At 60.2% G+C, this 24,499-nt stretch carries 16 protein-coding genes and 4 pseudogenes; 6 read left to right on the forward strand and 14 right to left on the reverse strand.

Going from position 1 to position 24,499, the window contains the following annotated elements; translation table 11 throughout:
• Positions 1 to 650: 650 nt before the first annotated feature.
• Positions 651 to 813: pseudogene (locus A3AY_RS40535) on the reverse strand (DUF1349 domain-containing protein); the annotation flags it as partial.
• Between A3AY_RS40535 and A3AY_RS37830 the strand changes: the two are divergent.
• The 4 genes and pseudogenes from A3AY_RS37830 to A3AY_RS0113350 form a co-directional block, all read left to right on the forward strand.
• A pseudogene (locus A3AY_RS37830) lies at positions 812 to 907 on the forward strand (transposase); the annotation flags it as partial. The pseudogenes A3AY_RS40535 and A3AY_RS37830 sit on opposite strands and share 2 nt — an antisense overlap.
• A gap of 193 nt (positions 908 to 1,100) precedes the next feature.
• Complete coding sequence (locus A3AY_RS0113340; protein WP_018326166.1) at positions 1,101 to 1,661, forward strand: GNAT family N-acetyltransferase; 561 nt, start codon at positions 1,101 to 1,103, stop codon at positions 1,659 to 1,661.
• Positions 1,662 to 2,116: 455 nt separating this feature from the next.
• Positions 2,117 to 3,835: an adenylate/guanylate cyclase domain-containing protein gene (locus A3AY_RS0113345; RefSeq protein WP_018326167.1), complete on the forward strand. Its 1,719-nt coding sequence runs from the start codon at positions 2,117 to 2,119 to the stop codon at positions 3,833 to 3,835.
• Positions 3,836 to 4,158: 323 nt separating this feature from the next.
• Positions 4,159 to 7,527: an AAA family ATPase gene (locus tag A3AY_RS0113350; RefSeq protein ID WP_018326168.1), complete on the forward strand. Its 3,369-nt coding sequence runs from the start codon at positions 4,159 to 4,161 to the stop codon at positions 7,525 to 7,527.
• 331 nt (positions 7,528 to 7,858) lie between these two features.
• On the opposite strand, the gene A3AY_RS37835 is transcribed toward A3AY_RS0113350, so the two are convergent.
• The 11 genes and pseudogenes from A3AY_RS37835 to A3AY_RS0113410 all read right to left on the reverse strand — a co-directional run bounded on the left by A3AY_RS37835 (position 7,859) and on the right by A3AY_RS0113410 (position 18,675).
• Positions 7,859 to 8,011 carry a hypothetical protein gene (locus A3AY_RS37835; RefSeq protein WP_018326169.1) on the reverse strand — a complete coding sequence of 51 codons (153 nt, stop codon included), beginning with the start codon at positions 8,009 to 8,011 and terminating at the stop codon, positions 7,859 to 7,861.
• A 155-nt stretch (positions 8,012 to 8,166) separates the two neighbouring features.
• Positions 8,167 to 8,971, reverse strand: a pseudogene (locus A3AY_RS41070) (LysR family transcriptional regulator); the annotation flags it as partial.
• 541 nt (positions 8,972 to 9,512) lie between these two features.
• Positions 9,513 to 10,727 (reverse strand): plasmid replication protein RepC, encoded by a 1,215-nt coding sequence (repC, locus tag A3AY_RS0113370; RefSeq protein ID WP_026203403.1) that lies wholly within the window; start codon positions 10,725 to 10,727, stop codon positions 9,513 to 9,515.
• A gap of 153 nt (positions 10,728 to 10,880) precedes the next feature.
• A complete protein-coding gene (gene repB, locus A3AY_RS0113375) occupies positions 10,881 to 11,903 on the reverse strand; it encodes a plasmid partitioning protein RepB (RefSeq protein WP_018326172.1) in 1,023 nt (340 codons plus the stop codon).
• A gap of 3 nt (positions 11,904 to 11,906) precedes the next feature.
• A complete protein-coding gene (repA, locus tag A3AY_RS0113380) occupies positions 11,907 to 13,106 on the reverse strand; it encodes a plasmid partitioning protein RepA (protein WP_018326173.1) in 1,200 nt (399 codons plus the stop codon).
• A gap of 927 nt (positions 13,107 to 14,033) precedes the next feature.
• Positions 14,034 to 14,987, reverse strand: a complete 954-nt coding sequence (locus tag A3AY_RS0113390; protein WP_018326175.1) for a tyrosine-type recombinase/integrase — start codon at positions 14,985 to 14,987, stop codon at positions 14,034 to 14,036.
• Positions 14,988 to 15,313: 326 nt separating this feature from the next.
• Positions 15,314 to 15,539: pseudogene (locus A3AY_RS40545) on the reverse strand (IS21 family transposase); the annotation flags it as partial.
• A 209-nt stretch (positions 15,540 to 15,748) separates the two neighbouring features.
• Positions 15,749 to 16,678, reverse strand: a complete 930-nt coding sequence (locus A3AY_RS0113395) for a recombinase family protein (RefSeq protein WP_026203404.1) — start codon at positions 16,676 to 16,678, stop codon at positions 15,749 to 15,751.
• Positions 16,679 to 17,167: 489 nt separating this feature from the next.
• On the reverse strand, positions 17,168 to 17,443 hold the full coding sequence (locus A3AY_RS37055) for an ROK family protein (protein WP_026203405.1): 276 nt from the start codon (positions 17,441 to 17,443) through the stop codon (positions 17,168 to 17,170).
• 172 nt (positions 17,444 to 17,615) lie between these two features.
• Complete coding sequence (locus A3AY_RS41485) at positions 17,616 to 17,879, reverse strand: ROK family protein (RefSeq protein WP_083925965.1); 264 nt, start codon at positions 17,877 to 17,879, stop codon at positions 17,616 to 17,618.
• A gap of 394 nt (positions 17,880 to 18,273) precedes the next feature.
• Positions 18,274 to 18,675 carry a hypothetical protein gene (locus A3AY_RS0113410; protein WP_018326177.1) on the reverse strand — a complete coding sequence of 134 codons (402 nt, stop codon included), beginning with the start codon at positions 18,673 to 18,675 and terminating at the stop codon, positions 18,274 to 18,276.
• 528 nt (positions 18,676 to 19,203) lie between these two features.
• On the opposite strand from A3AY_RS0113410, the gene A3AY_RS0113415 reads away from it, so the two are divergent.
• On the forward strand, positions 19,204 to 19,395 hold the full coding sequence (locus A3AY_RS0113415) for a DUF6494 family protein (RefSeq protein ID WP_018326178.1): 192 nt from the start codon (positions 19,204 to 19,206) through the stop codon (positions 19,393 to 19,395).
• A 532-nt stretch (positions 19,396 to 19,927) separates the two neighbouring features.
• The gene (locus tag A3AY_RS0113420) at positions 19,928 to 20,920 is read left to right on the forward strand and encodes an AraC family transcriptional regulator (protein ID WP_018326179.1); all 993 of its coding nucleotides are present in this window, start codon (positions 19,928 to 19,930) and stop codon (positions 20,918 to 20,920) included.
• A gap of 424 nt (positions 20,921 to 21,344) precedes the next feature.
• Here the strand turns inward: A3AY_RS0113420 and A3AY_RS0113430 are convergent, their stop codons facing one another.
• Together A3AY_RS0113430 and A3AY_RS0113435 are read right to left on the reverse strand one after the other, a co-directional pair.
• On the reverse strand, positions 21,345 to 22,970 hold the full coding sequence (locus A3AY_RS0113430) for a GMC family oxidoreductase (RefSeq protein ID WP_018326181.1): 1,626 nt from the start codon (positions 22,968 to 22,970) through the stop codon (positions 21,345 to 21,347).
• Complete coding sequence (locus A3AY_RS0113435) at positions 22,967 to 24,496, reverse strand: FGGY-family carbohydrate kinase (protein ID WP_018326182.1); 1,530 nt, start codon at positions 24,494 to 24,496, stop codon at positions 22,967 to 22,969. The genes A3AY_RS0113430 and A3AY_RS0113435 overlap by 4 nt, the downstream gene beginning before the upstream one ends.
• Positions 24,497 to 24,499: the final 3 nt, after the last annotated feature.

Here is a 24,499-nt window from a genome sequence, read left to right on the forward strand (position 1 = left end):
CGCAAGTAAATCCTGGACGATCGAGCATACCCTGTTGAGCGGCGGTCGCGACGGCCACGGCCCGGCCACGGTCAGTTGAGAACGCGCCGTCCATCGAGCCGATCGACATGCCGGCGCCGGCGAAGGGCTCGGCCACGCTGGTTGACAGCCACCTTACCGAAGGACGCCGGTTATCCTGCACACTTCCGCTAACCCCAACGGGGAATCCGCGGCCAGCTGATGAAGGAGCAATAGAACTTAACCGCCACGTACCTGCGTCGCCGTTGAAGAATGGCGGCGGTCGCTTCATTCCCTCGCATTTGTGCGGACAAGCGAGACATGGTTCGACAACCACGGGCCGTTGGGTGAGGCAATGAGCAAGTTGCAACAAGTCAGAATGTAAATGGCTCCGGTCGCCAGCGAGCGATGCCGGAGGTAGGGTTCTCCGGCAGCCCACTTGCGAAAGCGACGATCAATAAAGCGTCGCCTCAACCAATCCATTAGCCAAATGAAGGCCGCAGTCGATCTTAGCCCGATGAATGACCTCACGGCAGGTATAATGGCGTCCTAGGCAGTCCGCCACAGTCCTTAACCGAGGATGCCCTGTCACTCAGACAGGGTCCTCGGCAGCGCTACGAGCGAATTCTCTATCGGTGGTGGCGAGCACGCCCTCAGCTCAGATCGTGAAGATCGGCTGGGCCGATCGAAAATTCGGAGAAATTGACGATCAGTCCGCTGCGCTCCGGCGTGCGGCGGTCGGGCCGACGTCATAAACCGAAGCAACCCGAAAGGCGCAAGGCGCAGCAAAGGCCAGAACTTGCCGTCGCACGAGGCTGGATTGGCAATGACGCACCATCCGCATGTGCACATGATCGTTCCGGGCGGCGGCATCACGCCAGACGGAAGGCGATGGATATCATCGCGCCCGGCCGTCTGAGGTAACATGTTTGAATGTCCATGTCCGAAGGCCAGAATGGACCGAAGCGATCCAGAACCGCTGAGCCAACCGGTATCGCTCCCACCCCATCCGGGTTACGATGCGTAGCTGAGAACGGGCGCGAGCGCTCGCGTCGGACCACCTACGTCAGGAGGGTAGTGTGAAATCACCAACAGTGAGAGTTATGGCCGCCTCCGAGGAAGATCTGGCGGTCGAAACGGTCATGCTGGCGTTTGCAGCGGATCCTATGGCGCGATGGACCTGGCCGCATGCGCACCAGTACCTTGCGGCCATGCCGCGAATGATCCGGGCGTTCGGGAGCAGCGCATTCTCTAACGGAAGCGCCTTTTGCACCGACGGCTACGCCGGGACGGCGCTGTGGCTATCGCCCGGGGTCCATTCCGACGAGGAAGGGCTTGGTGCGGTGCTCGAGAGCACGGTTGCGCGTTCTCTTGCCCCCGAAACCACGGCCATATTCGAGCAGATGGCGACGTATCACCCGACCGAACCACATTGGTACCTGCCCCTGATCGGCGTCGACCCGGCGCATCAAGGCGAAGGTCACGGCGGCGCCTTGATGGCGTACGCACCCGCACGGTGCGATCGCGATCACGCGCCAGCCTATTTGGAATCCTCGAACCCGCGCAACATTCCGTTCTACCGACGCTACGGCTTCGAACCGCTCGGCGCGATCCAGGTCGGTTCGTCGCCGACGCTCGTCCCGATGCTGCGGCGGCCCTGTTGAGCTTCCAGCTAGTTTGAGGCATACAGGCGCCGAGCGCGCGGCACAGCCGCGAAATGAAGATGGACGGACCGGCGCGACCGTTTGTCGGCGGCCTAGTCGGCTTATAGGCGATGTCCGCTTTTAGAAGTCGGACGATGTAGCTTTGGCGACCGACATGCAGGCGCAAGGGTCATAGTCCGTTTGCGCGGGCACTACTGCGAACAAGCAGCGGAATGGGTCGGACGCGCGTCAGTGGCGCTGCGGCGGGAAAGCTGGGGCGTCGCGCGAGCCATAGTCTCACGAGGCGTGATCTGTGGTATCATAGGCCCGTAAGGCCCGTAAGGCCCGTAAGGCCCGTAAGGCCCGTAAGGCCCGTAAGGCCCGTAAGGCCCGTAAGGCCGGTAAGGCCGGTAAGGCCGGTAAGGCCTGCCTCTGACCCGCGGCTTGCGAGTCGTGAATCTTTATTGAGGCTCAACATGGAGCGGAAGCTCGCTGCCATCCTTGCCATCGATGTTGTCGGGTACTCGGCGCTCATGGAGGCGGATGAAGCGGGCACCTTCGACCGCCTGAAACGTGGCCGCAAAGAGCTGTTCGAGCCGGAAATCGCGACGCGACATGGGCGAATCTTCAAGCTGATGGGAGACGGCCTGCTGGCGGAGTTCGGCAGCGTGGTGGATGCGGTCGAATGCGCGGTCACGCTTCAGCGCGGCATGGCGGAGCGTAACGCGAGCGTCGCCGAAGACCAGCGCTTCGAAGTCCGGATCGGAATCAACCTTGGAGAAGTGATCGTCGAAGGGGACGATCGTTATGGCGAGGGCGTGAACGTGGCGTCGCGTCTCCAACAACTCGCCGAGGCCGGTGGCATTTGCGTTTCGGAGAAGGTGTCAAAGGAGGTCAGGCAGAAGATGACGTTTGCGTTCGAGCCCATGGGCGAGCAGCGGGTGAAGAATATAGCCGAGCCGATATACTGCTATCGCGTGAACCTGCACGTTCCGAGAGCCGCTCCGGTCAGCCGACTGGCATCGCTCGAATTGCCCGACAAGCCCTCGATCGCGGTCTTGCCTTTCACCAACATGAGCAACGATCCGGAACAGGAAACCTTTGTCGACGGCTTGACCGAAGACCTGATCACCGACCTGTCTCGCTCAGGCGGCCTCTTCGTCATCGCGCGCAACTCAACCTTTGCTTATAAGGGGCGGTCGGTCGATGTGCGTTTGATCGCGCGTGATCTTGGGGTGCGCTATGTGGTTGAAGGCAGCGCCCGGCGCGCCGCGGCGCGTGTGCGCATCAATGCGCAGCTGATCGACGCGATCGGCGGCGATCATATCTGGGCCGAGCGCTATGACAGCAGCCTCGAGGACATCTTCGCAGTGCAGGACGAGGTCACGGCCAAGATCGTCGAAGCCCTTGTCGGCCGATTGGCCGGACAGCCGGCGCGCAAACGGCCGACGAGTCTCGAAGCCTATGACCTTTGCGTGCGAGCCCGCGGCGTCAGTTTTCAGACCGGATTAGGCGCGCGGGAAGCGCGCATGCTCCTGGAAAAGGCGATCAGACTCGATCCCGACTATGCCGAGGCACATAGCTTGTTGGCCCTCAATCTTTGGCTCGGCTGGCTATTCTGGAACGAGCCGAAGGAAACCAACCAGCCTCGCGCGCTGGCCGAAGCGCAGCGGGCTGTGGCACTCGACCCTAACGATGCGGGGAACCGCTGGGGGTTGGGCATCATACTTGGTCATGAACGGCGTTACGCGGAATCGGATGCCGAGTTCGAGGCAACCTTCAAGCTCGATCCTAATCATGCCGATGCCTGGGCGATACGCTCGGATCTCATCACCCTGAGGGGCGACGCGGTCAAGGGCGTCGAATTCGTGAAGCGGGCGTTGCGTCTCAATCCGCGCCCACCGGGATGGTACTATTGGATGGCAGGCCAAGCCTATTATGCGCTCGGCGACTATCAATCCGCGGTTGAGGCTTTGCGCAAGCCGGAAACCTACCGCACCACGTCGCGGCGCCTGCTTGCGGCAGCCCTCGCGCAACTCGGGCGCCTGGATGAAGCCCGTCAGGAGGCGGAATTCTTCATGATGAACGATCCCCATTTCAGCATCAGGCACTGGGCAACATCGCAGCCATTCGACAACGAGGAAGTGCTCCAGCGCTTCGTCGAGGGCTACCGCAAGGCTGGCCTTCCCGACTAAAGAGCGCGTCATTTTGGATCGCGGGCTCGCTCTGGTCAGGACATAGGCTCTCTTTTGGCTGTGAGGGCAAAGCCCCTGGGTTCCATCGATCAATGTCCGTTGATGGCGCGCGAGTACGACGTTGGTGATGGATCCTGCAATGTCCGCTTTCGAGAAGCCGGAAAAGCAGCTTTTGTGACCAGAGATGACGGCGCTATTGCAGCCGTTCCACGTGCCAGCGGTGGGTGACTGCTCAGGGCGACGGGTGTAAGCTGCATATCCTCGAACCGTGGGAAAACGCCTCAGAGAAATCCGAATTCGACCATGTCAGAGGATGCTAGGTCATGCCCGACATCGGAGACTGGCTCGCCAGCATCAGGCTTGAGCGGTATCGCCAAACCTTCTTGAAGAACGGTATCGATCTCGATGTCGTCGACGATCTCACCGATGCCGACCTCAAGGAGCTCGGACTGTCCCTTGGTGACCGCAGACGTTTTCTCAGGTCGGCTGCGGCTCTGGCTCAGCAGTCGCCGCCGCCCACGGCGGCACTACGTGCTTCCGTGTCACCGGTCCACAGCGAGGCGGAACGGCGACAGCTTACGGTGATGTTCTGCGATCTCGTTGGATCGACAGCACTCTCCGCCCGCCTTGATCCAGAAGACCTACGGCAGTCGATCGTTGCATACCGTGCGTGCGCCACCGAGATCGTCGGCCGGTACGACGGTTTTATTGCCAAGTATATGGGCGACGGCGTCCTCGTATACTTCGGCTATCCCCAGGCCCACGAGGAAGATGCCGAGCGGGCCGTGAGGGCCGGCCTCGCGGTCGTTGAGGCCGTGGACCGGCTGGATGCGGCCGGCGAGCACTTGGCTGTTCGGATCGGAATCGCCACTGGCCTGGTCGTGGTGGGTGACATCATCGGCACCGGCCAGGCCGAAGAATGCAGCGTCGTAGGTGAAACGCCGAACCTGGCGGCCCGCCTACAGGAGTTGGCCGGATCCGGCACAGTGGTCATTGCCGAAGCAACACGCGCACTGCTGCGGGGCCAGTTCAAGCTCGAAAGCATCGGACTGCGGCCGATCAAAGGTTTTTCCGGGGCGGCTGAAGCATTTCGGGTGCTCGGCGAAGTGCGTAGCGACGACCGATTCGAGGCGGGTCACGCGACCGTGCTGCCGTTGGTCGGCCGTGACCCGGAACTCGCAATGTTGGTCGATCGCTGGACTCAGGCCAAGGCCGACGAAGGTCAGGTAGTCCTGCTCGAGGGCGAGGCCGGAATCGGCAAGTCGCGTCTCGCGCTAGCACTTCGCGAGCGCCTCTTTCGAGAACCTCATCTGTTACGCCGCTACTTCGCCTCACCCTACCACGTCAACAGCGCGCTTCGTCCGGTAATTGCCCAGCTCGAACAGGAAGCGGGATTTGAACGCGATGATTCATCGAACGTCAAGCTCGCCAAACTCCAAGGACTGCTCGCCGAACAGGTGGATAACGTGAGCGAAGCGATCCCATTGTTGGCCGAGCTTCTCGGAATTCCAGGCGCTGGCCGCTGTCCAATACTGGATCTCGCGCCCCAACAGCGTAAGAACCGAACCTTCGACGTGCTCATCGCCCAGCTTGGCAGACTGGCTGCGAAGCAGCCGGTACTCCTGGTGCTTGAGGACGCTCACTGGCTGGACGCGAGTAGCCTTGAGCTGTTCGGTTTGTTCGTGAACCAAATCCGGCAGCTCCCCGTGCTCCTGGTCATTACCCACAGGCCCGAGTTCGTCCCGCCTTGGCGTAGTTACCGGCACGTGACAAAGGTGGTCCTGGATCGCCTTGACCGGGTGCACGCTCAATCGCTGGTCGAACGGCTGACCGGCGGAAAGGCACTGCCTGCCGGAGTGCTCGATTACATCCTGCTCAACACCGATGGCGTACCGCTGTACCTTGAGGAGTTGACCAAAACCATGCTCGAATCTGGTCTCCTGGGAGTGGCCGGCGATCAGTTTGGACTGGCTGCACATATGCCGCTGCCGGCAATCCCGGTAACGCTATACGACTCGCTGATGGCCCGCCTCGATCGCCTCGGTAGGGCCAAGGTGGTGGCCCAGATCGGCGCCTGCATTGGGCGCGAGTTCTCCTATGAACTCATTGCGGCGTTAGCGGTGCTCGATGAGCATGAGCTGCAGAGGAGCCTTGATCAACTGGTTGCTACTGAGCTAGTTTTTCGGCGCGGAAGCCGCCCTAACGCGATCTACAGCTTCAAGCACGCGCTCATCCGAGATACCGCATATCAGTCGCTGCTCAAGAGCCGCCGCCGGGAACTACATCGCCGTATTGCGCAGGTCTTCGAAGAACTCGCCCCGCATGTCGTGTCCGCTCAGCCGGAGCTCCTGGCCCATCATCTGACGGAGGCAGGAGAGCTGCCGCAAGCCGTCGTGTTCTGGCACCGGGCCGCCGAGCACGCAAACGAGCGGGCGGCGAATGCCGAGGCCGTCGGTCATTTGGCCAAGGCACTCGACCTGCTCGCCCAGATGTCCGAGAATCCGGAGCAACTCGAGCTTGAGCTGACGTTGTTGATCACCATGGGACGAGTGCTTACCGCCGCGAAAGGCTATGGCCACCCGGAGGTCGAGCGCGTCTACAACCGTGCTCTCAACCTGGCGGAGCGGATCCAGGAAACGCCCAGGCTGTTCCCGGTGCTCCTCGGTCTCACCATTCATCACGCGGTGCGGTCCGAGCTTTCCGCGGCGCGGGACCTTGGTGAACGGCTTCTGAGGTTGTCGCAGCAGATCTCGGATCCTGTGCTCGTGGTGGAAGCGTCCTATGCTTTGGGCATTACCTGCTCCTGGCGTGGCGAATTCGCCTCGGCATGGAAGCACTTCGAGCACGGGATCAGCCAATACGACATCGCCCAGCACCGGGCCCATCTAGCGCTCTATGGACAGGATGGAGGACCGATCTGCCTGTGCCGTGGCGGCATGGCGCTGTGGTATCTCGGCCACGATGACCGGGCGCTGGAGCTGATGGACGAGGCGCTCGCCATGACCGCGAGCCTCAGGCATTTGTTCAGCCGTGCCTATGTACTGACATGGGCGGCGATTTTGCAGGTGCATCGACGCGACATCGCCAAGGCGCAAGAGGCGGCGGAGTTGGCGTTGGCGTTCGCGGCCGAACACGAATTTCCATTCTGGCACACCCAGGGAGTCTTCCTGCAGGGGTGGGTGCTGGCGGAGCGGGGCCTGAGCGCGGAAGGCGTCGAGCGGTTGCGAGCCGGGTTGGCAGGGATGCAGGCGATCGGGTCAGGAATGACGGCGCCTTGGGCGATGGGCTTACTCGCGGAGGCGCATGGAAAGGCTGATCGTTTTGCCGAGGGTAGCACCTTGATTGACGAGGCGCTTACCATTGTCGCACGCACTGGCAACCGCTGGTGCGAGGCGGAGTTGCATCGGCTCAAAGGCGAATTAATATCATCGAGCTCAGAGTGCGATCCTGCCGAAATCGAGGCGTGCTTCCGCCGTGCGCTCGACGTCGCCCGCATGCAGGATGCGAAGATGTGGGAACTGCGCTCGGCGGTGAGTTTGGCCCGCCTTTGGCGAGCACAGGGCCTTGGGGCGCAGGCCTGCGAGCTGCTCATGCCATTCCTCGGCGGTCTCTCTAACGGCCACGGGACGCTCGATCTTCAGGATGCTCAAGCGGTCCTTGAGAGCTGCGGAGGTAGTAAATTGAGCACCTGAACACTTGCTCCGTTGCAACGACTTTGTCGTAACTCCCGATGGAGCGATGATTCTGACTTGACATTTGCATGCCTCCCCAAAAGCTCGAATGTAGCTTACCAGAAACGCCCACTGCTGTCGTCTCGTGAATGACCGCAATTCGCGCGTTCCGGACGTGACAAATAGCAGGCTGACTGCTTCCAGGAACTAAAAGCGCGTGGTGTGGACGACCGGCATGAGGGCGCAAGGCGGCCGTTCGGGAAGCTCTTGAATGGATAGGAACCGGGGTCGACACCTTAAATTTATTCAAGTCTATGATAAACCAGGGGCCATCAAGCTTTGTCAAACGGGCCTAGTTCCTGAGCCTGCGAAAGAGTCGCGCGAAGCGGCGAAACTCGACCTCCTCACCCTCGAACCAGGCGTCCAGTCCACAGTAGGCCACCGCGGTCGCCGCATCGCTGCCATAAAGCGCGTGTGCCTCGGCGATAATGGCCTCATCGGCCACCCTGTCGTGATCCGCAGGTCGAGGGCTTGTTTGCTGCGTTTACTGGACCGGTTTGGATTACGCGACACCATCGTCTCCCCCGCTTTGAAAAAATTTTGAAGTGATCGCCGGCTTTTGCCGGACGCTTGCGCTGCACCGCAGCAAGAAGCGATGGGTGGCCTGAGCAGCGAGCGGGCGATATCGATGATATCGTCCCGCACAACCGCCGGATCTTCCGTGTTCCAGGCAACCCGCATGCCGATCCGGAAGTCCCCTCCCCTCATCTTGCGAAGCTGAAAATTGCCGTTGGTGAAATCCTCGTCCCTTGCGGCGCAAAGCCGATGCCAAGACCGGCCGACACCAGCGAGACCAGCGCAAACGTGTCGTCGCAGCTATAGCCGGTTGCGGGCCAGATCATGCTCGGCGAAGTAGCTCTCGGTGTAGGACAGGTTCTGGCGGCAAGCCGGCTGTCCCTGGCGACGGCCAGCAGATACTCGTCATTGGCCATCGAGAAGAGCGGCAACGAGCCAATGTTTTCCACCGGCCGGATAAAGTGGAGGTTGATCTGGCCGCTTTCGAGATTGCGGATGATGTCGCCGGTGAGCCGCTCTGGACCTGCAGCTGGATGTCGGGATACTTGCGGGCGATCTTCGACAGGAATGCTGACAGTACACCGATCGCGGGATAGGTTGTCCCGATCCTGATCTTTCTCGCCGTTTTGCCGGCAATCGAGCGTGTCACCTCGGCACTGACATCGATGTCGCTCAAGATCCGCACAGATCTATCGTAGGAGTTCTCGCCTGCCATGGTCAGTTCGACCCGCCGCGTGGAGCGGGCAAACAGCTGGACGCCGAGCTCACGCTCGAGCGCCTGGATCTGCGTCGACAAGGCCGGCTGGGCAATATGCGCCCGTGCCGCTACCCTGCCGAAATGGAGCTTTTCGGCGACCGCAACGAAGTAGGTGAGTTGGCGCAGTTCCATGCGAATGACATGCCTGGAGAATGAGTGACTTGAAGATCAGCGGCGAGGCTGGCCTTGAGCAATGTTTTCGCGCGATCGCGGTCAGCGGATGAATATCGAGTAAACCTCGTTGAGCGGTTTACTCTCATTTTACGTCCACAACCGCACTGCACGTCGATGTTAAAAAACGAACGATAATTATGCAGCGGTATGGCCATATTGAAAATACGCCACGATTCCCCGGACGCCGAATGGACAAGCTGGCGATCACGGCTTGCGGTCCGCCAACGCACACTGCATCGGCTGGATCGAAGCTTAGCCCTAAACTAAGGCTTTGCAAGCTGGCCGATTGAACTGCGCGTCCCGCTGCCGCTCCCCACGTTCGCGAGCGGCATGCTTGAGGAATGTCTCAAACAAGCACGGGCGTTCTCTCCAAACTCCTCTGTAACAGACGTTGGTCGGCATGGTCCGAGATCGATCAGCCGCGGCAGGTGATACGGCGGGCAATGTTTTCCCAGAAACCGCACTCCACGAGGCCAAGGCCTAAGCGCGAAAGCGATGATCATGACGCTATCTTCGTCTCAGCGCGGTGCGCCCGCATCAGTGCCATCAGCATTGGCCCCAGAGAGAACTCCCCTCGTCTGGCTTTCGCGGTCAAGTCCCGCAGATAGCCGCCTGCCGAGTTGATGTGTCCTGCCCTTTCAAGGATGCAAGCCATGGCTACCGCAGCGTTTTCAGCACCCATGACCTCGCATGCGTCCTGGTAGGCTGATGGTGTGACGCCAAGCATGGTTCGGACGACGACGGCTGCCGACATGAGAGCTCGCCAATCGGGGACGGTGCCTCCAGGGGCATAGTCTGCAATATCGGGGCAGGCCTGGAGCACCATGACTAGCGGAAACGCTTTTATTTGGGGTCGCGTCGGACGGAGAGTCTCGATGGCTGTTGCTTTCAGGTCTTCTCGATAGCTGGGTTCAAGTTCATTGATGGATTCGGTATGTGAATTCTGTATGTGGCGGTCAAAACGGACATCATCGGTGTCTATTTTTTCGGATTTAATCTGCATTTCCAGCGCGTTGATGATCGTCTCGCGGAGACTTTGCATCTCCTTGAGAGTGTCGGTTACTTCGCTGGTGGTCGGCGATCGAGGGATGCGAGCCAGGAGAGCAAGAAAGTGTTCCTCGATCGTGGCCCAATTGCCCGCCGCCCCTTCCTCGACCGCAGCGGCGATCAGTTTTCGGATATCACGCCGGCATAGCGAAAGTGCTTCCTTTGCCAATCGGAGGTTTTTGCGTTCTGCCGCAACCTGTTGAGCCATTGCCGCCAGTTCTTCGGCGCGGGCGAGCATGGGAGCGAGGTTGAACCCGAACGCCTGCTCGAGCTCGCCGGATCGTCCGCGCCGAGCATAGCGCTTGCCGTTTGGGCTGTCTTTGCGGATGATGAGACCGGCGGCCACCAAGGCAGCCAAATGCCGTCGCAGCGTCGTTCCTGTGATCCCGTGTGCCCGCAGTGACAACTGTGCGTTCGAGGGAAACACGACAAGGCCGCGCTCCTGCGACAGTTCATTTTCTGGGTAGAATGTCAGCAAGGCGTCTAGAACCGCAAGCGCGCGATCCTGAATCCCAAGGATTGTCCTTGCCTCGCAGGCGTCGCGGAAGACTTTCCATTTGTCTGCGGTCTTGCCTGCCTTCATCTCGGCCGTATCGAGTTGTCTTTTCATCAAGGCAAGCGTCATCGGTCGCCGCCCAACGGGCGTCGTTACACTTTGTGTCTGCATTTTCCTTCACCTTTCAAAAGGCAAAAGAAATCCGCTCACCAAAACGGTGCCAAAAACTCTTGACTGCGATTCGGGGAAATGCGATTCTCTAGGTGCGAACTATGAGAGAGGCTTCCACGACGGCGACGTTTGGGGGCCTTTTTCTTTTGCGGTTCAGTCTCCTTTTCCAGCCCTGTCTGACTGCATGAACTCGTCATAAAGCGCGCTCAGCCTCGCCTCGACAAAGGATCCGAACTCGGGTTCGATTGACTTGTCGAAGGCGAGATTTAATTTCGCCTCGGTTTCCGAAATCCTGACGAGCTTGCCGCCTTTTGAGGTTTTCCAGACCGCCGTTCTGGCCTTGTCCTTGACCTTGCGAAGGTCGTCGTAGACGGCTTGGAAGCGTTCGTCCGACGTCATCGTTTGAAAGTCCGGAGCTTGGACGAGCTTGATGGCCTTGGCTCTTTTTCCGGTCTCCTCCAGGAGGTCGGCAATCTCGGCCCATCTTGTGCGGCCAAAGCCAGGTGCAGCACCAATTGCCTCGATCAGTTCGCCAGGAAGACGGTTGACGAGCGCAATCATGCGCGACAGCGCGGCTTTATCGACGCCGAGCGCGGACATGATGATGTCGCGGTTGAACTGGCGCGCTTCGAGCCGAAACGCAAAGAAAGAACGCTCGATGAACGTCAGATCGGTGCGAGCGTTGTTCTCCTGCCCCTGGCTGACGACGAGTTGTTCGTCGCTGAGATCACGCACAACGGCCTTGATGGCGCCGCCGATCTGCTTGATGGCCGCCAAGCGGCGATGCCCGTATGCCACCTGGAAGCGACCGGGCATTTCTGGGTGCGGACGAACAAGAATAGGCACTTGCTGTCCATGCTCTCTGATCTGGGCAACCAGCGTCTCCTGGTCCTCCGTGTTGACGCTCAAGCGGTCCATGACGAATGAGCTGTCGATCAGCAAGGGATCAAGTTCAACGACGGTCTGGCCTTTGGCGAGCTGCTTTTCCAGTTCGTCGGCGCGCTGTGCCTTTTCGTTGATTCCACCCAGCGACTGCGATATCGCGCCAACCGGCGTTGCACGCCGAAGCGGTTTGTCAAACCCCGCAAGCGGCCTCGTATTGACGAGGGAATGGTCAATTTCCCCTGTTGTTGCCGGGTCGGTTTCTGCAAGCCCGAAAATGTTCTTGCGAGCCATGGGTTACTTCCTCCCCCAAGTCTGCTTGATGAGGTCTTCGATTTCAGAGTTCACCGCTGTAAGCGAGTCGAGAGCGCGGTCATACGTGCCTCGCGTGAACTGGCTGCGGTCAACTTCGTAAAGGGTCTGCTTGGTCAGGCCGGCGTCGGAAATGGCGGTTGATTTCACCATCGCATTCTCCAGGAGCCGATTGCCAAAAATTGATTTCATGAAGCCCGACATCTGCGACTGCGGGCCATCGTTGGGTTCAAAGCGCGTGACGAGATAGCGCATCCAGTCGTAATCCATCGTCCCGCCGGCATTTTCGACCACGCGCAGCAGGTCGCCGGTCATATGCAAGAACTGGCTCATCGACATGACGTCGAGCATTTGCGGATGCACGGTTATGAGAACGGCCGTTGCCGCGCAGAGGGCCGACAGAGTGAGGAAGCCCAGTTGTGGCGGGCAGTCGACGACAACGATATCGTACGCACTCTCGATTTCGGCCAGGCACTCGCCGATCCTTGCGAAGAACATCGAATCCGTACTTTGGCGCGCCGCAAGTGCTTTGGGCGTCTCGTGCTCAAACTCCATGAGTTCGAGATTGCCCGGTATGACGTGCAGGTTTGGCGTGTAGGTTGCTCTGACGATCTCGGTGATGTCCCGCCTCGCTTCGTCATAGCGGATTGCACCGTAAATGGTCTCGTTCTCGCCGACATCCAGCTCGGGTTGGTGACCGAAGAGCGCCGAGAGGGACGCCTGGGGATCCAGATCCACGGCCAGAACGCGGTATCCTCTTAAGGCGAGAAACTGGGCAAGATGTGCCGATGTCGTCGTCTTGCCGGATCCCCCCTTGAAGTTCATGACGGAGACGACTTGCAACTTTTCTCCGTCGCGGCGGTGGCGAACGTATTTTCGAGGTCCCTTTCCGCCGTCATCGAGGATTTGGCGCAAATTCTCGATATCCTGAACGGAATACATTCGTCGCCCATTGGCCAATGGCTCCGGGCCGTGGCCGTCGGCGACGATCTGGCGAAGGTAGCCCTGATGGATGCCGATGAAGTCAGCCGCTTCGGCAGGCGTGAACTGACGGATGGTCTTGAGGGCCGTCGGAGGGAATGTGCGGTGCTGGTGGGCCTGGAGCTGGCGCGACAGCTCATCCGCGTCAGACGAAATGAGGGAGCGCAGGTTGCTGCTCTTTTGGTTGTTTGCCATGTTCAACATCGTTGCCTCGGGGATGAAATCTGCGCATATTACCGGCGAAGCGCTCAAAAAGCGCTGATGGCAATAGACCCGATTCTAAATCGCGTGGCAAAGAGTTTTTCATTAACAGGCGGTTAATCATTTTGCCTGGAAAAGCGGCGCCCACACCTGCGTTGTACATGTACAACTGAGACTCTTGAGAGGACCTATCCGATTCCCGCGCCGTGGTGGAGTCGGCTCCATCGTTTTACACAGCCCCGGCGTTTCCGTCTCCCGCCTCTTGTCGGTCCTACGTGTCCGGCTGACAAGGCGATGGCCGCCCGCGCCGCTGAAGACCTGCGCCCTGACCGCGGCGATCTTGTGTTAAGTGTGGTCGCAATGCCCCTGGCGATGCGCTTTGACGAGGTCCGTTGAGGATGTTCCGTGCAGCGTTTCCACGCATTTCGCCCTCTTCCGTTTTCCGGCTGTCGGCGTTTACGTCTTGGTGTTCTTCCGAAATGCGCCTGCCCAAGACCCGCACGCAATAACTCTCGGCGAAGCTTGCTGTTTTCTGCCCGTCAGCCTGGACCGGATAGGGCGGCTTGCAAGGGAGGGGCAACAGATGCACAGCCTTGTCCGTGGTTGCCGGCATCAGGCAGCGGAAGCAAGCGGCGCCACAATGCCGAGCTCGCCGGAGGATGGGGTCGCACATCGGCCCCTCCCCCATGAAGGGCTCATGGGCAATCGGCGTCGATGGTGTTTCGATCCTGTCCTAGTTACCGGCCGCCGTAAATTTGGGAGCGTCATCGTGTTCGCAGCCCGGCTCGCCCAGGTCCGGCAGGAGGCGGAACCTTCGCTCCGGTCCGAGCGAGATCTTACGGCTCTGTCGCTGCGGCTGGTCCGCCTGGCTTGGGTTGTGTTGCGGATACTGGCTTTTCACGCGACTTGACGGGCAAGGGCCGGATGGTCCTACGCCTTACCGTCATCAATGTCGGTCAGGGAAGGGAGGCTGGCGCGTAACGAATGCCCGGAGAATTTCCGTGCTCGTTCGTGCTCGGCAAGATCGCCGCGCATGCCGGCGGCCAGGGCCGTCCGTTTGACGAGGCGGGCCACCTCCTGATCGTTCAGCCGTCGGGATCCCGCCAACTTGCCTTGACCGGTCACGCGCCGGAAGATTGGGCCGTGGTTGATCTTGGCGAACTTGAGCCACATCTCCAGTGCGGCGACCGGGCAGGTGGCATCCGATGGACCACGGGTGATCTCGATAGAGCGAGAGCGGTTCTTCCCGCGAACTGTGACCAGCAGTCCCTTGTCGAGAATCTCTATCCAACCCCGACCGTCGTGTGTCTGATCCTTGTCGACGTCAAGGCCAACGATTTCGGAGCGCCGCAGACGACCGGCAAAGCCGATCAGCAGTATGGCTCGGTCCCGGATGCCCCTTAGGCTCCCCCGATCGAGGGTCTCGAGCATAGCGATGATGTCCTCCTGCTTTACCGCTTCTTTCCGGGCAGGCGGCTTTGCACGGGTGTTGCGGATCCTGGCCATGACGGTGGTGATCTGGAGATCTTTACGATCCAGCGGCTGGCCTCGCTGGGCGTAACTCCAACTGAGCGAAGAGAGGCGGCGCTCAATCGTCGAGGTCGAGTTGGGCTTCTTGTCTCCCGTCACGTTTCCCAACGCGCAGGCGGTGAGGTACAGGCTGACGATCTTGGGATCCGGAGGCAGGATGGCTAAGCTCTGGCGTCGACACCAGGCAGCATAATGCTTCCAGTCACCGGCATAAGCGCGCCGCGTGTTGTCCGACGAGGATGTGCGGACAGAGTTCCGGGCGCCCGCGAGATCCGCAGGGGTGCTTGAGATGTCAGAGGCTTGAGCGGGCTGCTGGGTGCTTTCTCCTGGAACTGATCGCGCTACTGGCAACATGTGGTCCTGGTCCGCTTTATATTCTTCATCTCGGCTTTCACGCACGCAACCACGGCATCTGTTGTACAACAGTCGGGACCGGATGGGGAGGCAAGGCCCGAGCAACGCAATCGGGTTCCGACGAGCCCCCCGTAGATACCGATGGCTCCATTCCGGCCGGTCCCAGCTCCGTCGATGCGTAGCAAGCTCTCGCGTCCGGCCGATTGCGCAAGAGCATAGGCATCTCCCCCCAATTCAGCAAGGAGCTTGACCCTGCCGGGGGAGCTCGGCAAGACCCGCTAAGTTCGAACCGTGCGCACAAACGTCAAGAGGGGAGCCGGACCGCTCTCGCATTTGGCATTATGGCGGAAGAAGCGCTTTCGTACCCAATCGCCCAGCCCGTTAACGCACTACCCGAACTGGCTTCTTGAAAGGAACGGCACCACCTTCCCCGTAAATATCGACGCACCGTATTGCGGACGCATCCAAATTCCTTTGAGTGGCACTTGGCACCAAGGTCGTGGAGCCGCATCGAACGACTTCATCAGCCTGAAGCATTTTCCCGCCCCGCATCGTTCGCGATCATTCAGGATGCGCTGATATCTCGATTCCCATCGATCTCTCCTCGTTTGGCACAAGGCGGCAGTGCTTCAGCAGTTTGGCGTGTCGCCCAAGGGTCAATTCCTCGCTTGGCTTGATACCTCTCACCGCAAATAATGTACGGATCGACCGCTAACTTTCCCGACCAGGGTGGCGGCCACAGGATCGGGTGCTGCCGGGTGTTATGCGTCACCCCCGCGCGAACGAACCAGTCCCAAACGACGTGCGTCGTCCAACAGGGCTCTGACGGAGGAAGGTTGCCATTTGCGACCACCGCGCGGTGGGCGCTCGTGCATCTGTTCCAGCTGGGCTGCAATCCCACGCAAGGAGAGATCAGGATCGGCAATCGCGATTCCAGCGACGAGTCTCATCAGGCGATCTTCGGGCGGGCGCCGTGGAGAGCGCTTGATCAACTCCGGCTCGGCGAGACGCTCGCGCACCATGCGATGCACCGCACGCCGCAATCGTTCGACGGTCCAGTCGAGCCCCTTGCGCTTGAGAATGCGGACGACATCCTCCCAGCTGTGCTGGGGCCGTAGATCCCGGACAGTCGGCAGCCACACTTGCGCTGATGAGGTCAATTCGTCGAGATAGGCGCGGTCACGTGCCGCCGCGACCGCTCGCACAGCGTCCGGTCTGCGTTCCCGCAGACCGGGATTTCCCGCAAGTCGCCCCCGGGCCTTGGCGGCCTTCATGCCGGCCTTTGTCCGCTCCGCGATAAGCGAGCGCTCTAAGCGAGCGACAGTTTCGAGGACCTGGACAGCCAGCTTGCCCTGTGGCGTTGCGGTGTCGATCGGATCGCGGAGGGCGCGGAAATCCACGCCACGCTTTTCAAGGTCTCCGATGACGTCAAGTAGGTGGCTCACCGACAGTGCCAGCCGATCCAGGCGGACGACGACAAGAACATCGCCAGGAACGAGGTCCCGCAGCAGCCTCGCAAGAACAGGTCTTGCGCCTCCTGCGCCGGGGCCATGCTCCTGGTGGACACGGTGGCAACCGACCGCCCGCAATTCATCCACTTGGCAATCACTGGACTGATCTTCGATCGAGAGGCGGGCATATCCGATCAGCCTTCTGGGCAGGGCAGGGGGGAGGTGGCCGGCTTGGGTCATTTTGGCGTCCTGGTGACCGAGGTCTTTTGTACAAACACGAAGTGCGTCAAAAATCCATCCATTGCAGGTAGTTTTTATACTCAAAATAAAGCGCCGTACAGCGCGAAACGGCCTGCAAGGTGAAGGATGTACTGGCGACACCCTCCATGTCGCGCCAGCGGCCCTTCCAGAGCCGAAATGCACGTGAGAGTTCGGGTGGGGCAGGGGGCAAACCCCGGCCCCGTCGGCTTGACTGCCAAACGTGTGTCTGGGAACCTTCGGGGCAGACGGAATTGTCGCGCCATGCTAAAAGCCGATCGAGGAAACCGCGCCCATTTGCGAAATGACAAGCCCTTAAGGCTGGCCGGGCACCGCTCCCTCATGTCAGGGAGAGCGCCAGCAGCGGGCTTTCGCAATTATCGTTCGTTTTGTAAGTACCACGGGCGGTGCGGTTATGCTCGTCTTCAAAGCTCAAAGCGCTCACATCGGCTATCATGCCGGTTGGGCGGATCAACGACTCGGCGAGCGTTCGAATTCGAAAATGTTCTGCGTGGCGAGTGCGGCAGCGCCCCGTGCCCATGAACCCGGAACCCAATCGGGGATGAGTTCCGGGTTGTTGAAGAAGGCGAATTCCTCCATCGTCCTGCGAATCGGAGCGAGAAGCGCATCACCGAATTCCACGGCTTCACCGCCGACGACGATGATCTCCGGGTCGAACAAGTTGACCACGTCGGCCAGGTGGCGACCGATCCGCGAACCGCAGTCCGATAGTATAGAAAGAGCCATCTCTTGTGTTCGACAGAGGCGGCAAACGCAGCGCGGCTTGTCGCGGAGCCTGTCCGGTTTTCCATTCGTCCAACATGTAGGGTTCGGCTGCATGCGCCATCCCATTTGGAACTGAGGTGATATCCTGTCTTGCCAGCGGCGCAATGGCTTCCGTGGTGGATCTCACCTTTGCTCACAAGCGACAGCCGAAACCCGCACCTATTGCAAGGGCTGTGAAGTTGGGGTGATCCCGGCCGACGCCGGACAGTTTCTGTGCCACAGCGAAGGCGTTCGCATCGTCATCGATCCACACCGGAAGGTGGACGCGTTCGGCCAGCATCTCGGCAAATGGCAGGTTCTTCCAGCCGAAGCGCGGACTTTGCATGCAGATACCGCTGGCGGGATCGATTTCACCCGGGATAGAGACGCCGATACCACGGATTTCACTCTCCTGCAGATTGACTGGGAGAGCAGGTGAGGGATCGTCGCGGCGATCGTCTCGATCATGCCTTCAGGGATCGTGTCCGCCACGCTTGACTCGGCCGCGGCGAGCGGTGATGTCGCCAGATCGGTCAGCGCGCACTCGATATTGTAGGCGATTGGGCTTGAAGCCCAGCGCCAGGTGGGCCTCGTAATTGAGGTCCTACAGGGACGGGCCGTCGGCCGCCCGAGGTGCCGCCGATGATCGGCGAGTCGACCGCGTCCGTGTGCGGAACCCCCGTCCGAGGGCTTGTGGCGAAGCAGAGGGAAGGCGCAGCGGCCCGTTCCTCCGCGGGGCACGGCTAATTCGGTTCCGAGCGTTTCGCTTCAAGCTGACCAAGCTGCGGGGTCCGCAGTTCCGATCCACACTTTCATTCAGCGGCTACTAGAAACAAACTGTTCTGTGAGGACGAAGCGAGCGCGTGCACCTTGGCCTCCGCCTTGGCGATGAGCTGATAGAATTCGTCCTGCGCCTCGATATCGAGCTGTATGACGGCGTTCACATCATCCGGCGTATCGCAAATGCAGGCAACTGCTGAAATTGGACAGACGCCGCCGGGATAGCGCTTCCCGGTACCGGTATAGGCGCGGCGTCCCCAACGTTCGGAATAAACCGTCTCCTCACGGTCGATATGCAGTATTGTTCCCTTGCAAGCGGTAACGATTCCAGCCTTGCCATAGGCAAACCAGTGGTAGTTCAGCTTCCGTAAAATATATTTGCCCGTAATGTCCTGGCCGGCCAGTTCGGCGGGGTCTTCAATCATTCTGATCATGACGGTTCCCTCAAGTTGGAGCAAATATCCGACAAGTCTCTTTCCGCGGCAAGCTGAAAACTGTAGTTTTTAAAGCCACTTAGTCACAAACTGTTTCCAATTCTTACACAGTTTCAGGATATTCGTCGCCCACTACCAGTCATTGGTGTGGCTGACATTTTGGTCTTCCAGCAGCCAAGAATGCCGCGATTGACGCCTGATTTTGCGACCGGCACGACCCTGCTTTTGAGCTTCGGCTTTCCATCAAGACACCGATCGAACCCGCGCTCGTAACACGCAGTGAAGGCACCGAGATCACCCTTGGCTGGACCGGCACACGGAACTCATCGACCAATAGTCATGGCTGGATGTCACAGCGGCAGCAGCGTCCTGGGCCGTTGAAACGTAAAAACCCAGAACCGATCGGTTCAAAGACCCCGATGTCTCCACCGGGCTCAGGGTTTTTCGATAGCACAGCGCGTGACGGTCTTGCTTCCTTGATCATTCGCCTTCCGTTACAATCTCCTTTGAAGACAAAGGAGTTCCGCCATGAGCGAAGACGGCTTCAACATGTCGATCCGCAAGTTCCTCAAGGAAGTGGGCGTGACTTCGCAACGCAAGATCGAAGAGACGGTGCGCGAAGGCCGGGCTGACGGCAAGATGCTGAAGGTGCGCATGACGCTGACGGCGGAAGGCACTGGCCTCAACCACGTAGTGGACGGCGAGATCGAACTTCCATAGCCCGAGGAAGCGACTCAACACACCCAGGGCGCGCGGCTGTGCGCAGCCCTCGGGCCCCACCCTGTCGATGTCAATACCGGGCCCTCCCGGCGCGCTCCAAGATGCGCAGTAGTGGATCGTGAGGTTGAGGACTTTCTTGAAGGCTAAGGCCGGATTATCCCGGGTGGATCTCGCAAACGACGAATGAGCTTTGTCGAAAATCGGCATCGTTCCGCAAATTCTTCTCGAGGTTCGAAGGGGACAGGAACGGCCGCTCCCGGGGCGTGTAGGTCCAACAGCGCGATGGCCGCCATTATTTCCTTCTGATGTCTTCTGAACGCCCACTTGTTCTCGATCGTGTCGTCTTGGCATCGGTGGAGACGTCATTTACATTAAATCCGAACGCGTTGACGCGAAGGTCCGCGTAGTGGACTGGCGTCACATAACCGATGCGATCGTCATTGCCCTGACCGAGGCGAGGGGGAAAGATCCTGGAGGATCTCTCCGGTCCAGTCGTTGTCGTATGCGTCGAGGATAAAAAATCGGAAATCGCATGTCAGAAAACAGCAATTCGCAATTCTCGTTTCACGGTTCATCGTTCGACAGCATGATCGAAACGCTCGGTACCGCGTTTGGCACATTTGATGCTTCCCCTGTCAATCAAATCCAGAACTTCCGTTGGGGGATCGATCTTTCGACAGCTGAAAGTGCCGTATTGATCACTGGTTATCATCAGGCCGATTTTCAGTTCCAAATTGAGCCTACTCCCGATACGGCAGAATATCTGTCAATTGTTGTGCCTCGAAGCGGCGGGATGGGCGTGACCTATGGATCTCGCAGGTCCGAGGCGGGCCACGGGAAATTACTTCTTTATAACAATTTCGAGCCCGACAGCGTCATAATGCACGGGGAACCAAACCTGGTAGATGAGCTTCTGATCAACTGGTCCGTCATCCGGCAGGCAGTCGGCCAGACTTTTGAGATACCTGTTGACGGGCCGCTCGACTTTCTGCCTGAGTTGGACTTGTCTACAGCGGCTGGCAAGACCATCGGCAGTCTCACGGAAACCATCATTGGCGGCATGCGCAACAATGGCCCCTTGCTGCAATCGCCAATTGCCATGGCGCACATGACCCAGGCGCTGGCCGACCTGGTGGTGCGTCTGGTGCCCCACCGGCTATCGCATTTGCTGGACAAGAAGCCGTGCTCGATCACTCCGCGACATATCCGCCGAGCGATCGAGTTCATGCAGGCCAATATCAGTCAACCGATCACCATGCCAATGGTGGCTGAAGCAGCCGGGGTATCCGTCCGGTCACTTGTGACCGGCTTTCGTACTTTCAAGGATACCTCACCTGCCGCTTATCTTCACACGCTGCGCCTGCGCGCAGTGAGACAGGACCTGCTTGATCCCCAGAATAGTCAGACAATGAAGGAAATCTGTCTGAAATGGGGCTTCTTTCATTTCGGGCGGTTTGCCACTGCCTACCGAACGACCTACCATGAATACCCTTCGGACACCAGAAAGCGTATGCGCGGGTTCTAGTTGAATACTCCGGAGCCATAACGCGCCTTAAACTACGGCGTGACATATGCACCTTCGTCGCCCGGCTGGCTGGTCACGGTGGGACACTGCTACATGGCGTTTAAATCCCCATAGGGCGGGTCAGTTTCCCTTGCTCTTTCGAAGGAAGGTGGATCCGAAGTGGTAGGTCTTCGCTGGTTCAAGGGTGTGGAGAATCTCGCCCGACAATGCGCCTGCGTGATCAGGTTCTTCTGTCAGCCATCGGTCCGAGGACCCACCAGGATTGATCCCCGCGTGATCGACGGCGTGCGCCCGGCAGACCTCCAGCAGAAGGATCTCGACATGATTGGCGATCGGCGCAACGATGCGCCGAAGCGTGCCCTGATAGGAGATAGCTGAAGTCCTGTTGTACTTGCTGTCCCTCCGACGCTACGCGAAGCGGAAATCAGCCTCCGCCGGCGATCATCGCCGCCGCCTTCTCCGCGATCATGATGACCGGCGAGTTGGTGTTGCCCGAAACGATCGCCGGCATGATCGACGCGTCGACCACCCGCAGGTTCCCAATCCCGTGAACGCGCAACTGCGGATCGACGACCGCCCTCGTATCGCTGCCCATCTTGCAGGTGCCGACGGGATGAAAGATCGTCGTCGCGATATCGCCTGCCCGCCGGATGAGCTCCTCGTCGCTCTGGAACTCCGTGCCCGGCAGCATCTCCTGCGGCCGGTATTTCTCGATCGCTTTCGCCGCCATCAACCGGCGGGCCTGACGGATCGCTTTTGTCACGACGATCCGGTCGCCGGCAGTCGACAGGTAATTGGGCCGGATTTCCGGCGGTGCCGACACGTCCGGGCCGGTGATGTGTACCGTTCCCCGGCTTTCCGGCCGCAGGTTGCAGACGGAAACGGTGACGGCCGGGTAACGGTGTAGCGGCTCGCCGAGGCGATCGGTGCTGAGCGGCTGCACGTGATATTCGAGATCGGCGGTCGCCACGGCGGGATCGCTCCTGGCGAAGATGCCGAGCTGGCTCGGTGCCATCGACAGTGGCCCGGAGCGCCTGAACGCATATTCCAGCCCCATGCCGGCCCGGGTGAAGAGGTTGTGATAGAGCTGGTTCAGCGTCTTAGCGCCTTCGATGCGAAACACGGTGCGAATCTGCAGGTGATCCTGCAGGTTTTCGCCGACGCCGGGCAGTTCATGGCCGACATCGATGCCGGTATTTGACAAAACGTCCGGGCGACCGATCCCCGAAAGCTCCAGGACCTTCGGCGAATTGATCGCGCCTGCCGAGAGGATCACTTCCCGATTGGCATACGCGATATGCGGCTGGCCGTTCACCCGGAAGCGAACGCCCGTTGCCCGTCTGCGATCGAGTTCCAGCCGCTCGGTTTCGGCGCCGGTCAGAACACGCAGGTTGGGCCGCTTCATCGCCGGGCGCAGAAAAGCTTTCGTCGTGTTCCAGCGCAACCCGCCGCGCTGGTTCACCTCGAAGTAACCCGATCCTTCGTTGTCGCCCGCGTTGAAATCCTCCGTCTTTGCGATGCCGAGTTCCTCGGCCGCATCGCGGAAGGCGTCGAGGATCGGCCAGGAGAGCCGCTGCTTCTCAACCCGCCATTCGCCGCCGGCCCCATGGATCCGGGATTTGCCGCGATAGTTGTCCTCCGATTTGAGGAAATAGGGCAAGACATCGTCCCAGCCCCAGCCGGTGTTGCCCGCCTGCCGCCAGCCGTCATAGTCGGCCGCCTGCCCCCGCATGTAGATCATGCCGTTGATCGACGAGCAGCCTCCGAGCACCTTCCCGCGCGGGTAGGGCAGGGAGCGGCCGTTCAGCCCTTCTTCCGCCGCCGTCGTCATCATCCAGTCGGTGCGTGGATTGCCCATGCAGTAGAGATAGCCGATCGGTATATGCACCCAGTGATAGCGGTCGCTTCCGCCGGCCTCCAGGAGCAAAATCCGCGTCCCCGGATCGGCCGACAACCGGTTTGCCAGCACACAGCCGGCGGAACCCGCGCCGACGATGATGAAATCGTAAGAGCCCGCATCAACGGCGGTTTCATTCGCATGCCCGTTCACGCAACTTCTCCTGATACCGTAGCCCCGAACGCCGTCAACCGCCGCCACAGCGGCGCCATGGCATCGGCGATGTCCCGATAGAGGTCGTATCGCCGGGCATAATGCGCCTCAAGCGCGACGTTCGGACGATAGAACCGCTCGGTGCGCACCATTGTAGCGGCACCATCGGCGAAATCGGAAAAGATTTCCACGCCAGTCCCGGCCGCAATCGCAGCCCCCAACGCGCCGGTTTCCCTCGATTGCGCCACGGAAACGGGAACTCCAAGCACATCGGCAAAGATCTGCGGCCAGAGCAGGCTGCGCGAACCGCCGCCAGACAGCACTGCCTCGTTGAAGACGGCGCCCGCCTTGCGCATCGTCTCGACATGCTGGCGGTGGCCGAAAGCGACGCCCTCGAGGAGGGCGCGAACCAAGTGGCCCTGCGTATGCCAGCCAGCTACGCCATAGAAGCCTGCGCGCGCGTTTCCGTCCTGTTGGGCCCCGTAGAGAAAGGGATGGTAGAGCGGGTCGTCCCCCGCCGGTTCGATGGCCGATGCGAGATCGCAACAGACATCGAAAGGCGAGCGGCCGGTCGTTTCGATATCCGCGAAGAATGCGCGCACCAGCCACTCAAGGTTCGCCGCCGATGTCGCGCTCGATTCGATCGCCAAGTATCGGTGCCGGTCGAAGGTTGACGACATGAACACCGGACCATCGAGTTCCGGCCGGTCGACAATCACCTGATTGATGCTCCAGGTACCGGCGATGATGGAGGCGGCGCCGGTACGCGTTACCCCGGAACCGACGGCCGAGGCGACGACGTCGAACAGACCGCCAACGACGGGCGTGCCAGGCGCAAGGCCGGTCCGCGCTGCCGCCGCCTCGGTTACATGCCCGGCGATATCGGCACTCTCGATCAGTGGCGGCAAAAGTCCCAAGCATTCACCCAGGCCATAGGCATCCATCAGGTCGCGATCGTAACGACGCGCCGCGACATTGAGTAGGCCGCAGCCGGTCATGTCGGAAACCTCGCTGACGCGCTGCTCCGTCAAGCGGTTGACGATGAAGTCCTTGCAGAGAAAGACGGTACCGATCTGAGCAAAAATGTCGGGCCGGTGGCGCTTTAGCCAAGCAAGCAGCGTCGGCGTCTGCGACGGCCATGGCCTTTGCTGTCCGATTGGATAGGTCCGATCCCCAACACCTTGAGCTTTCCATTCCTCCACCAGCCCTGCCGCCCGCGTGTCGAGCGACTGGATCCCGAGAAGCGGCTGGCCATCATGATCCAGCGCATAAAGACCATTGCCGTGCCCTGCACATCCGATCGCGGCGATTTCGCCTGGCCGGATCCCTGCTTGTTCGATGCAGGCCCGGATCACCTGCCGCGCGTTGTCCCAGAGTTCGTCCAGCCCGCGCTCGACATGACCGGAACACGGCATAACGCTATGCCCCTCCGCCGACGCTGTTGCGATTTCGTTCCCCTGCCGGTCGAAAATCACCGCCTTGATGACGGTGTTGCCGGCATCAAGCCCCAACAGATACTCTCCCATGAA

This window comes from Rhizobium giardinii bv. giardinii H152, assembly GCF_000379605.1.
Taxonomy (GTDB): Bacteria; Pseudomonadota; Alphaproteobacteria; order Rhizobiales; family Rhizobiaceae; genus Pararhizobium; species Pararhizobium giardinii.

Bases quoted from the DNA above. Each gene is read 5' to 3' on its own strand.
- A3AY_RS0113350 (WP_018326168.1), top strand. From the start codon at position 4,159: ATGCCCGACATCGGAGACTGGCTCGCCAGCATCAGGCTTGAGCGGTAT.
- A3AY_RS0113420 (WP_018326179.1), top strand. From the start codon at position 19,928: ATGTCAGAAAACAGCAATTCGCAATTCTCGTTTCACGGTTCATCGTTC.
- repA (WP_018326173.1), bottom strand. From the start codon at position 13,106: ATGTTGAACATGGCAAACAACCAAAAGAGCAGCAACCTGCGCTCCCTC.
- A3AY_RS37055 (WP_026203405.1), bottom strand. From the start codon at position 17,443: ATGGCTCTTTCTATACTATCGGACTGCGGTTCGCGGATCGGTCGCCAC.
- A3AY_RS0113410 (WP_018326177.1), bottom strand. From the start codon at position 18,675: ATGATCAGAATGATTGAAGACCCCGCCGAACTGGCCGGCCAGGACATT.
- A3AY_RS0113390 (WP_018326175.1), bottom strand. From the start codon at position 14,987: ATGTTGCCAGTAGCGCGATCAGTTCCAGGAGAAAGCACCCAGCAGCCC.
- A3AY_RS0113435 (WP_018326182.1), bottom strand. From the start codon at position 24,496: ATGGGAGAGTATCTGTTGGGGCTTGATGCCGGCAACACCGTCATCAAG.
- A3AY_RS0113395 (WP_026203404.1), bottom strand. From the start codon at position 16,678: ATGACCCAAGCCGGCCACCTCCCCCCTGCCCTGCCCAGAAGGCTGATC.
- repC (WP_026203403.1), bottom strand. From the start codon at position 10,727: ATGCAGACACAAAGTGTAACGACGCCCGTTGGGCGGCGACCGATGACG.
- A3AY_RS0113415 (WP_018326178.1), top strand. From the start codon at position 19,204: ATGAGCGAAGACGGCTTCAACATGTCGATCCGCAAGTTCCTCAAGGAA.
- A3AY_RS0113340 (WP_018326166.1), top strand. From the start codon at position 1,101: ATGGCCGCCTCCGAGGAAGATCTGGCGGTCGAAACGGTCATGCTGGCG.
- repB (WP_018326172.1), bottom strand. From the start codon at position 11,903: ATGGCTCGCAAGAACATTTTCGGGCTTGCAGAAACCGACCCGGCAACA.
- A3AY_RS0113345 (WP_018326167.1), top strand. From the start codon at position 2,117: ATGGAGCGGAAGCTCGCTGCCATCCTTGCCATCGATGTTGTCGGGTAC.